Genomic DNA, 8,452 nt, shown 5'->3' on the forward strand with positions numbered 1-8,452 from the left:
AACGTTATAAAGCATGTGATGAATAAAAAGGCAGAATAAATGAAAATACGTAATATTGTATTATTTTTACAACATTTGACTGCTTTTAGTTTTGATAATGCACCGCTGAATGGAAAAATAAGACAAAAGTGAATTTGTGTGATTGAAAATCTCTGTCGGGCCGTCTGAAAAATACGGCATGGCAGAAAAGCAAATTTTTGATATGCTGATATTGGGCGGGCATCAATACCGGCTATTTCCGATAGAGATGTGAGGTTGAAATGGCAATAGGCGGCATTGTGATGCCGCCTGTTCGTTGGCTGGGTACAAGGCCTATGCCCGCCCTTCGGCTGATGAAGTGCAGAGGGCGGGTTGCTTGTTATGCCGCGCGATGCCCTGCTGAACGTTGTCCTGCTTTACGGCGGATTAACCTTTATTGCCATGGCATTTGGCTTGAACCTCATTCATCACTGCCTAGGATTTTTCAGACGGCCGCTTTCAGATGCCTGCGCATTCCTGCCACATGATTTCCTGCGAACTGCATACTTTCCCGTTTTCTCCCGGTTCTGCGCGGATATAGCTGCCGTCGGGCTGCATCAGCCAGGCTTGGCAGTTGTCGTTTAAGGCCAGGGTCAGTCCTTCGCGGATAACTCGGGCTTTCAGTTTCGGATGTTCTACGGGCGTGCAGGTTTCTATGCGGCGGAAGAAGTTGCGCCCCATCCAGTCGGCACTCGATATATAGGTGTTTTCCGCGCCGTCGTTGTAGAAATAGTAAACGCGCGAATGTTCGAGCTGGCGGCCGATAATCGAGCGGACGCGGATGTTTTCCGACAGGCCTTCCACTTGCGGCCGCAGGGCGCACATGCCGCGTACGATCAAATCAATCTGTACGCCGGCCGCACTGGCGGCGTAAAGTTCTTCGATGATGTTCGGTTCGATCAGCGAATTGAGTTTGGCGACGATGCGGGCCTTCCTGCCGGCTTTGGCGTGTTCGGCTTCGCGGCGGATGCCTGCAACCAGCATTTTGTGCAGGGTGAACGGGCTTTGGTAGAGTTTGTTCAGGCGGCTGGGCTGGCCCAGGCCAGTGATTTCCATAAACAGGGTGTTCACGTCGGCGGTAATTTGCTCGTCGGCGGTGAGGAGGCCGAAATCGGTATAGATGCGCGAAGTGCCTTGGTGGTAGTTGCCGGTGCCGAGGTGCGCATAGCGTTTCAGACGGCCTTCTTCGCGGCGGATGACCAAAGCCATTTTGGCATGGACTTTGTAGCCGAATACACCGTATACGACATGCGCGCCTGCGTCTTCGAGCCGTTGCGCCCAATTGACATTGTTGGCTTCATCGAAGCGCGCCATCAATTCCACAACCACCGTTACCTGTTTGCCTGCCAATGCGGCGTTCATCAGTGCCTTGGCCAGTTCGGAGTCGGTACCTGTGCGGTAGATGGTCATTTTGATGGCGACGACGGCGGGGTCGGCCGCAGCTTCGCGGATAAAGCGGACGACGGGTTCAAATGATTGGTAAGGATGGTGCAGCAAAATATCTTCCCGGGCTACGGCTTCGAGTACGCCTTCGTCTTTTTTCAGCATTTTCGACAGGCTGCCGCTGCGCGGGGCGTATTTGAGGTCGGGGCGTTCCACCATGTCGGGCACGGACATCAGGCGCACAAGGTTTACCGGTCCTTTGACTTGGTAAAGGTCTGCGGGTTTGAGTTTGAAATGGCCGAGCAGGAAGTCGTAAATGTGGGGCGGACAGGTTTCCGCCACTTCCAGCCGGACGCCGTCGCCGTATTCGCGGTCGTGCAGCTCGCTTTGGATGGCGGCGCGCAGGTTCTTCAGGTCTTCCTCCGCCACGGTCAGGTCGCTGTCGCGCGTGAGGCGGAATTGGTGGCAGCCTTTCACTTCCATGCCGGGGAAGAGGCGGTAGACGTATTCGTGCAAGATGGACGACAGGAAGACGAAGCCTTCTTCTCCGCCGCAGATTTCAGACGGCAGTTTGACCACGCGCGGCAGGATGCGCGGGGCTTGGACGATGGCCATGCCCGAAGAGCGGCCGAATGCGTCTTTGCCTTCGAGTTCGACGGCGAAGTTCAACGACTTATTCAATGGTTTGGGGAAGGGGTGCGCTGGGTCGAGGCCGACGGGGGTGAGTATCGGCCAGAGTTCGCGGTCGAAATAGTCTTCTATCCAGGCGCGCTGTTCCGCCGTCCAGTTGCGGCGGCGGTAAAAATGGATGCCTTCGCGGCTCAGGGCGGGTTGCAGTTCGTTGTTGAACAGGTCGTATTGTTCGTGTATCAGGCGGTGTGCCTCAACCGAAGCGGCGGCAAGGGTTTCGGCGGGCGTCATGCCGCTGTCGAGGATTTTGCCGGGATTCCGTTTGTGTTCGCGCCTCAGGTAGGCCATCCGTACTTCAAAAAATTCGTCGAGGTTGGAGGAGACGATGCAGAGGAAGCGTAACCGCTCAAGCAGGGGGATGCGCGCATCCTGCGCCTGCGCCAATACGCGGCGGTTGAATTCGAGCAGGCTCAGTTCGCGGCATAATATGCGGTTGGATTGAGGCATGGCGTTCTCCTTCAAATATGTTTGATGTTAATGACGATGGACGGAATGTCTGCGTATAAGGTATCAAGTATAAGTCCGGCGGTAGGGTTTTTCCAGTTGGGAGGCCGTCTGAAGAGAAACGGCGGTGGATTGGGGCGGGGTTATCGGTTATGCTGAAGGGAAGAATGACGTATATCAAATATTCAGATTGTCCGAATCATTTACAATAGCGGTTTGCCTTTGTGGTAAAACGATAAAGATATTGCGGCATCGGAATAATTTAAAGGAAAATTTATGGCCATCAAGCATGAAATACGGGATAACGAAATTTTTGTTTTCGGTTCGAACAAAGCCGGCAAACACGGTTTGGGCACGGCTCTGACCGCGCGGATGAAATACGGTGCGGAAATGGGGCAGGGATTCGGTTTGCAGGGGCAGTCTTTGGCGATTCCAGTGAAAGACGAACAATTGAAACTGCTGCCTTTGGAAGAAATCAAAACCTATGTCGATTTGTTTATCGATTTTGCCAAAACCAATTTTGACAAACGTTTTTTCGTTACACCCGTCGGTACGGCTTTGGGTGAATATCATGCGCAGGATATTGCGCCGTTGTTCAAAGGCGTGTCCGACAATTGCCGCCTGCCGCCGGAATGGGAGGAAATCCTCAAAGCTGAATGATAGGCTTTAAGGACAGATACATAAAAAGGCCGTCTGAAAACCTAAAATATGGTTTTCAGACGGCCTTTTTATGTTTTGCCGAGAGGTGTTTTTTATTTCGGCTCTTGCGGCACATAACCTTGCACTGCGTCGGCACCGTCGCCGAAGAAATAGTTTTCCATCTGCTGGGCCAGATATTCGCGCGCGCGCGGGTCGGCCAGGCTCAGGCGGTTTTCGTTAATCAGCATGGTTTGGTGGCGCGTCCACGCTTCCCATGCCTCTTGCGATACGTTTTCAAAAATCCGCTTGCCCAGTTCGTTCGGCAGGGGGGCGAATTTCATGCCGGGGGCTTCTTTGCCCAGTTTCACGCAATGAACCATACGGGTCATGATGTTTTCCTTCAACGGTTTTTCAGACGGCCTGAATTCTAACGGAAGGACGTTGCTTTGTATAGGAAGCCGCTTTCAGACGGCCTCCTGCCTGACTTTTCCACCAGGAAATCGATAAAGCTGCGTATTTTCGCACTCAAAAAAGCCCTGTCGGCATAAGCTGCATACAAGGTGGCGGACGGGATGCGCCATTCGGGCAGCAGGCGTACAAGGCGGCCGCTGTCGAGATCGCGTTTGACCGTCCACGCGGGCAGGTAGCCCAAGCCGCCGCCGGCCAAAACCATTTCCCGCACCATCGGCGTATTGTCCGCCCGAATGGTTGAATTCGGCGTGAGGTTAAAATGCTCGCCGTCACGTGAGATTTTGATATGCTCCATATCGACATAACTTGCTTGGACGAAATTGTGGGTAAGAATTTCCTGCGGTGTGGCGGGTGTGCCGTGCCTTTGCAGATACTCCGTTTCGCCAATCAAATAAAAAGCGATTTCGCTTAATGGGCGGACAATCAGCGTGGGCGGCAGGTCGACGCTGCTGACGCGTAAGGCCAAATCCACCCCTTCGGCCACCAGGTCGATTTTGCGGTTGTCCAGAATCAAATCAAGCGATACGGCCGGGTAAAGGCGGCAGTATTCGGCCAGCCAGCTGCAAACATGATGGTTGGCAAACCACATTGGCATCGTAACCCGCAGCAGCCCCTGCGGTTTTTCCGTCCCGCCGGCAGCGCGTTCGGCAGCGGTTTCCAACGTTTCCAGCGCATAACCGCATTCGCGGTGGTATTCCGCTCCGGCTTCCGTCAGATACAGATTACGGCTGTTGCGTTGCAATAGTTTGGCACCGATATGGTTTTCCAGATGGCTGATGTGTTTGCTGGCCATTGCAGTGGAAATACCGAGTTTGTCGGCGGCACGGGTAAAGCTGCCTTGCCGAACCACTTCGCGAAAAACCTTCAGGCTGAATAAAGTATCCATGATTTCTTATTGGGAAATATTGCGTCAATAAACATAGTATATATTTACTGAAAAGAATTATCTATTATTCCGTCTTATTGAAATCGTTTTATCCGATAAGGAAGATTTTATAATGATATGAGTTAGAGCAATCACTTCCGGTTCCTCTATTTTTCCGCAGCCGGCGGCGGTGCTTGGCCGCCGGACAGGCTGCTTTCTAAAAACCGATACCTAGTATCAGTAAACGAAAGGAAGACAAAATGTCATACCGAATTTTGCAGCAGGCTGCCGAAACGCGCCGCTCCATTTATGCTTTGAATAAACAACTGCCCCTGTCGACTGCCGAAACCGCACAAATTGTTGAGCACGCAGTCAAACATACACCGTCATCATTTAACTCGCAATCCACCCGTGTGGTCGTCCTTTTCGGTACCGAACACGAGAAACTGTGGCAGTTTGCCGAAAACGCCCTGCGTGCCATCGTTCCGGCCGACCGGTTCGAGCCGACTGCGCAAAAATTGGCCATGTTCAAGGCGGCTGCAGGAACCGTTTTGTTTTTTGAAGACCAAAACATCATAAAAGGCCTGCAAGAACAATTCCCGGCCTATGCGGAAAACTTCCCCGTTTGGGCCGAGCATGCCGATGCCATGCACCAATACGCCGTGTGGACGACCTTGTCCGCTGCAGGCATCGGAGCAAACCTTCAGCACTACAACCCCTTAATCGACCAAGACGTTGCCCGCGAATGGGATATTCCCGCCTCGTGGACATTGCGCGCACAGCTGGTGTTCGGCGGCGTTCAAGCACCGGCGGCTGAAAAATCTTACGGGCCGTTGGAGGGGCGGTTTAAAGTGTTCGGCGGTTAATTCAATCGTATAAAGCAGGCCGTCTGAAATAAGTTTTCAGACGGCCTGAGACCTTTGCAAAATTTCCTCCCAAAAAATCCCCTAAATTCCCATCCGGGCATCTAGGGGATTTTTCACGAGTACCTTCTTCCGGCAAACCGCACAAGCCATGATTGTCAAAAACATCAACCGCTTCCCGCTCTTGAAGCTGGAACAGGTGATTGCCCGGCAGTCGATCGAACAGTAACTGAATCGTCAAAGGAGCCGTTATCTCCGAGACTGCCGCGGCCGCCCCGCCTCTCCCTTTTTACCCATGTTTAAAGCTGTCCTGCTCAGCCAATGGCACAGCCCGACTTCAACCTGTTTTGCCGTTTTGACGAGTTGAGTATTCCCGATTACAGCACCTGATGCCGTTACCGCAACCGGCTGGCACAAGATGACACTTTGGCCGAGTTGCCGGGACTGATTAACCGCCAACTGATCGAAAACGGCTTAAAAGTAGGGAAGCATCCGCCGTTAACGCCCATGAGTGCAAACACCTGCCGTCTTTGTTGGAAGGCCTAGACGTAGGCATGACCGTCTATGCCGGCAAAGGCTGCGACTGTTTGGGTATCAGGGTTTTGCGCAGCCGCTCTAGGGCAACGGTCTGCGAATAGCCCGTCAATATGGCTTGTGTGTGGATATTGTCGGGCCGAAAACCAACATTTTCGGGGGCATGGGTGCGAATGTACGCTAAGCAGCAAGGCAGCAGGCTGTATATCAACTCTCCCGATGGAGTTTGGTGCGGCATATTGTACGCAAAACCAGATGCATGCTGCTTTTAAAAGAATTTCATGAACCAGGCTGTACCCTCTTTAGAGAGTAAACCTGAATGGCTAAAGAGATTTGGGAGCCCAAGACATGGGATGCCTGCCTTTTCTCATGCAGGTTGCTTTATTCTGGTAGGCTCCCTCTACTGCTGCAAAAAGGCTACATATTTCTCCGTACATCAACAGGGTGCTGGAATATTTTTAAAATAAAGATAAAATGGGGAAATTTTACCCCCCGTTTACCTCGTAAAACGAAATTCTTGTACTCACGGGCCGACTGGTTCGTGCAGGTAAGTGGGTAGGTTGCGATTCCGATCACTCTATACAACTAAATAAGGGAGCATAATAATGAATAAAGCTTATCGCATCGTTTGGAATGCGTGCACCAATACTTGGACTGCCGTTCAGGAAAATGCCAAGGCCAAAGGAAAATCTTCTTCCGGACGGGTTTCCGCCGAGCCTGCCACATTGGGCAGCTTGGGGTTGAAATCTTCCCGTTTCGTTTGTACCGCATTGGTTTCCGCGCTGATGATGACTGCAGGTTATGCCAACGCCGGGCCGGGTATTTTTATCAATGACGGTAATGATGACGGATGTATCGTTACCAGCGATGAATCAGCAAGAAGAAATGCGCTGTTCTTTCTGTCTAATAACAACTTGGAATGGGCGGCCGGGCAGTCCAGCGGCGGCAGTATGCCGAGTGCAAATGCCTTCCGTAATAAATGTGGCCCGGGAGATGCTGCCAGCCAAACCAACCGTGCTCTGTTCCATGGCGATGCGGGTGGCACAGGAAGCAAACACCTTTCGCTCGGTGGCCGTTTGGATGTGAACAGCGGCATCATCGGCGTGGGTGACCGTACCGCAGGCAATAACAGTATCCGCATCGGCAGTGGTAATACTTTGCAGGCTGCCAATAGTCAATCAAATTCCGTTGCCATTGGTAATGACGTGGAAACCAAAGCTGCTATGGCTGTTGGTATCGGTCCGACTGCCAAGGCCAATGGACAGCAGAGCGTGGCTGTCGGTAACAGTGTGGAGGCTTCCGGAAATTTTTCCGTAGCCATCGGCACTTCTGCCCGTGCAAATGCACCACAAACTGTTGCTCTGGGTAACAATGCTAACGCCGCAGGCGAAGATGCGCTGGCTATTGGCCGCAGTGCGCATGCGCAGGCGAAAGACTCGATTGCATTTGGTCGCAGCTCCCAAGCGGCGGCAACGGGTGTTGCCATCGGTTCACAAGCCAATGCTGCCGTGGCCAATTCCGTTGCATTAGGTTCAGGTACGACTGCCGTTGCTGCTGCAGACCAGTCCGGAACGAAAAATGTGAACGGACTGAACTATACGTATGTCGGCAATTCCGCCAACAGTTCTGTGACCGTTGGTAACCGTCAAATCAAACAGGTAGGGGCGGGCGAAGTTTCGGCTGCTTCCGCCGATGCGATTAACGGTAGCCAGCTTTACGCCACCCAAAATGTAATCGGCAATATCGGTAAAGGAGTGGCCACTAATTTGGGCGGCGGTGCAGCATTGAAATCAGACGGTACGTTTACCGCACCCACCTACAATCTGACTGATGCCAACGGTAATGCGGTTAGCAGAAACAACGTCGGCGACGCGCTAAACGTATTAAACAGCCGTTTGAATACTGTGGGCGGCGGTTTTCAGGTGGCTGCTGCTACTGGTACGACGCAAACCGTGAAACCGGGCAATACGCTCAAATTTATTGACGGTACAAATACCACCACTGAGGTATCGACCGACGGCGCGGGCGTAACCACCGTTAAAATCAACGCCACAGGCGGCAGCGGCGCAGCCGTCCCTTTGACTAGCAACCCCGCAACCGGCCAAGTGAACGCACCAGCTGCTGCTGATGCGAACAAAGCTGTCACTGCAGGTAGCGTGGCCACGGCCATCAATACTGCGGTCGGCAAAAGTAGCTTCAATGTGGAGGGTGGTGCTGTCAGCGGCGGCACGGCTAGTAGCACAGCTATAACTAAAGTGAGTAACGGCGACACCGTCAAATTGCAGGCGGGCAAAAACATCAATCTGGTGCAGTCTGGTTCAGATTTTACGTTTACCACTGCCGAGAATCTGAGCGTAACCAGCGTAACTACCACTGATGCGGCTGGCAATAAAACCGTTACCAATGGCGGTGGTGTCACTATAACTCCGGCGGCCACAGGCAGCTCCCCTGTAAGACTAACCACCAGCGGCTTGGATAACGGTGGCAACAAGATTACCAACCTGACCAGCGGTAACGTTGCGGCAGGCGACGACAGTGCCGTAAC

The 8,452-nt window shown here is 52.8% G+C and carries 7 protein-coding genes and 1 pseudogene; 4 read left to right on the plus strand and 4 right to left on the minus strand.

Translation table 11 applies throughout. The annotated features are described in order from the left end of the window. Positions 1-477: 477 nt before the first annotated feature. The gene (ppk1, locus tag HMPREF3107_RS00115) at positions 478-2,538 is read right to left on the minus strand and encodes a polyphosphate kinase 1 (RefSeq protein ID WP_070451843.1); all 2,061 of its coding nucleotides are present in this window, start codon (positions 2,536-2,538) and stop codon (positions 478-480) included. Positions 2,539-2,811: 273 nt separating this feature from the next. Between ppk1 and HMPREF3107_RS00120 the strand changes: the two genes are divergently transcribed. Then, positions 2,812-3,195: an A1S_2505 family phage non-structural protein gene (locus HMPREF3107_RS00120; RefSeq protein ID WP_003775415.1), complete on the plus strand. Its 384-nt coding sequence runs from the start codon at positions 2,812-2,814 to the stop codon at positions 3,193-3,195. A gap of 92 nt (positions 3,196-3,287) precedes the next feature. Here HMPREF3107_RS00120 and HMPREF3107_RS00125 read toward each other — a convergent pair whose 3' ends face one another. Together HMPREF3107_RS00125 and HMPREF3107_RS00130 are read right to left on the minus strand one after the other, a co-directional pair. Continuing rightward, positions 3,288-3,563 carry an oxidative damage protection protein gene (locus HMPREF3107_RS00125; RefSeq protein WP_003775416.1) on the minus strand — a complete coding sequence of 92 codons (276 nt, stop codon included), beginning with the start codon at positions 3,561-3,563 and terminating at the stop codon, positions 3,288-3,290. Between the two features lie 38 nt (positions 3,564-3,601). Further along, complete coding sequence (locus HMPREF3107_RS00130) at positions 3,602-4,531, minus strand: LysR family transcriptional regulator (protein WP_070451846.1); 930 nt, start codon at positions 4,529-4,531, stop codon at positions 3,602-3,604. 239 nt (positions 4,532-4,770) lie between these two features. Between HMPREF3107_RS00130 and HMPREF3107_RS00135 the strand changes: the two genes are divergently transcribed. Then, positions 4,771-5,376, plus strand: coding sequence for a nitroreductase family protein (locus HMPREF3107_RS00135; RefSeq protein WP_070451848.1), 606 nt, complete (start codon positions 4,771-4,773; stop codon positions 5,374-5,376). Between the two features lies 1 nt (position 5,377). On the opposite strand, the gene HMPREF3107_RS12020 is transcribed toward HMPREF3107_RS00135, so the two are convergent. Beyond that, positions 5,378-5,614, minus strand: a complete 237-nt coding sequence (locus HMPREF3107_RS12020; protein ID WP_168160500.1) for a hypothetical protein — start codon at positions 5,612-5,614, stop codon at positions 5,378-5,380. Between HMPREF3107_RS12020 and HMPREF3107_RS11185 the strand changes: the two are divergent. After that, positions 5,525-5,957 (plus strand): annotated as a pseudogene (locus HMPREF3107_RS11185) (IS5/IS1182 family transposase); the annotation flags it as partial. The gene HMPREF3107_RS12020 and the pseudogene HMPREF3107_RS11185 overlap by 90 nt on opposite strands. Positions 5,958-6,512: 555 nt before the next feature. Next, the coding region (locus HMPREF3107_RS00140; RefSeq protein WP_210391338.1) for an ESPR-type extended signal peptide-containing protein at positions 6,513-8,452 on the plus strand (1,940 nt) is incomplete at its 3' end.

It is taken from the genome of Neisseria sp. HMSC31F04 (assembly GCF_001807735.1).
Lineage (GTDB): Bacteria > Pseudomonadota > Gammaproteobacteria > Burkholderiales > Neisseriaceae > Neisseria > Neisseria elongata.

What these genes read in the sequence shown, in the direction of transcription:
- ppk1 (WP_070451843.1), bottom strand. Translation starts at nt 2,538, where the DNA reads ATGCCTCAATCCAACCGCATATTATGCCGCGAACTGAGCCTGCTCGAA.
- HMPREF3107_RS00130 (WP_070451846.1), bottom strand. Translation starts at nt 4,531, where the DNA reads ATGGATACTTTATTCAGCCTGAAGGTTTTTCGCGAAGTGGTTCGGCAA.
- HMPREF3107_RS00120 (WP_003775415.1), top strand. Translation starts at nt 2,812, where the DNA reads ATGGCCATCAAGCATGAAATACGGGATAACGAAATTTTTGTTTTCGGT.
- HMPREF3107_RS00125 (WP_003775416.1), bottom strand. Translation starts at nt 3,563, where the DNA reads ATGACCCGTATGGTTCATTGCGTGAAACTGGGCAAAGAAGCCCCCGGC.
- HMPREF3107_RS00135 (WP_070451848.1), top strand. Translation starts at nt 4,771, where the DNA reads ATGTCATACCGAATTTTGCAGCAGGCTGCCGAAACGCGCCGCTCCATT.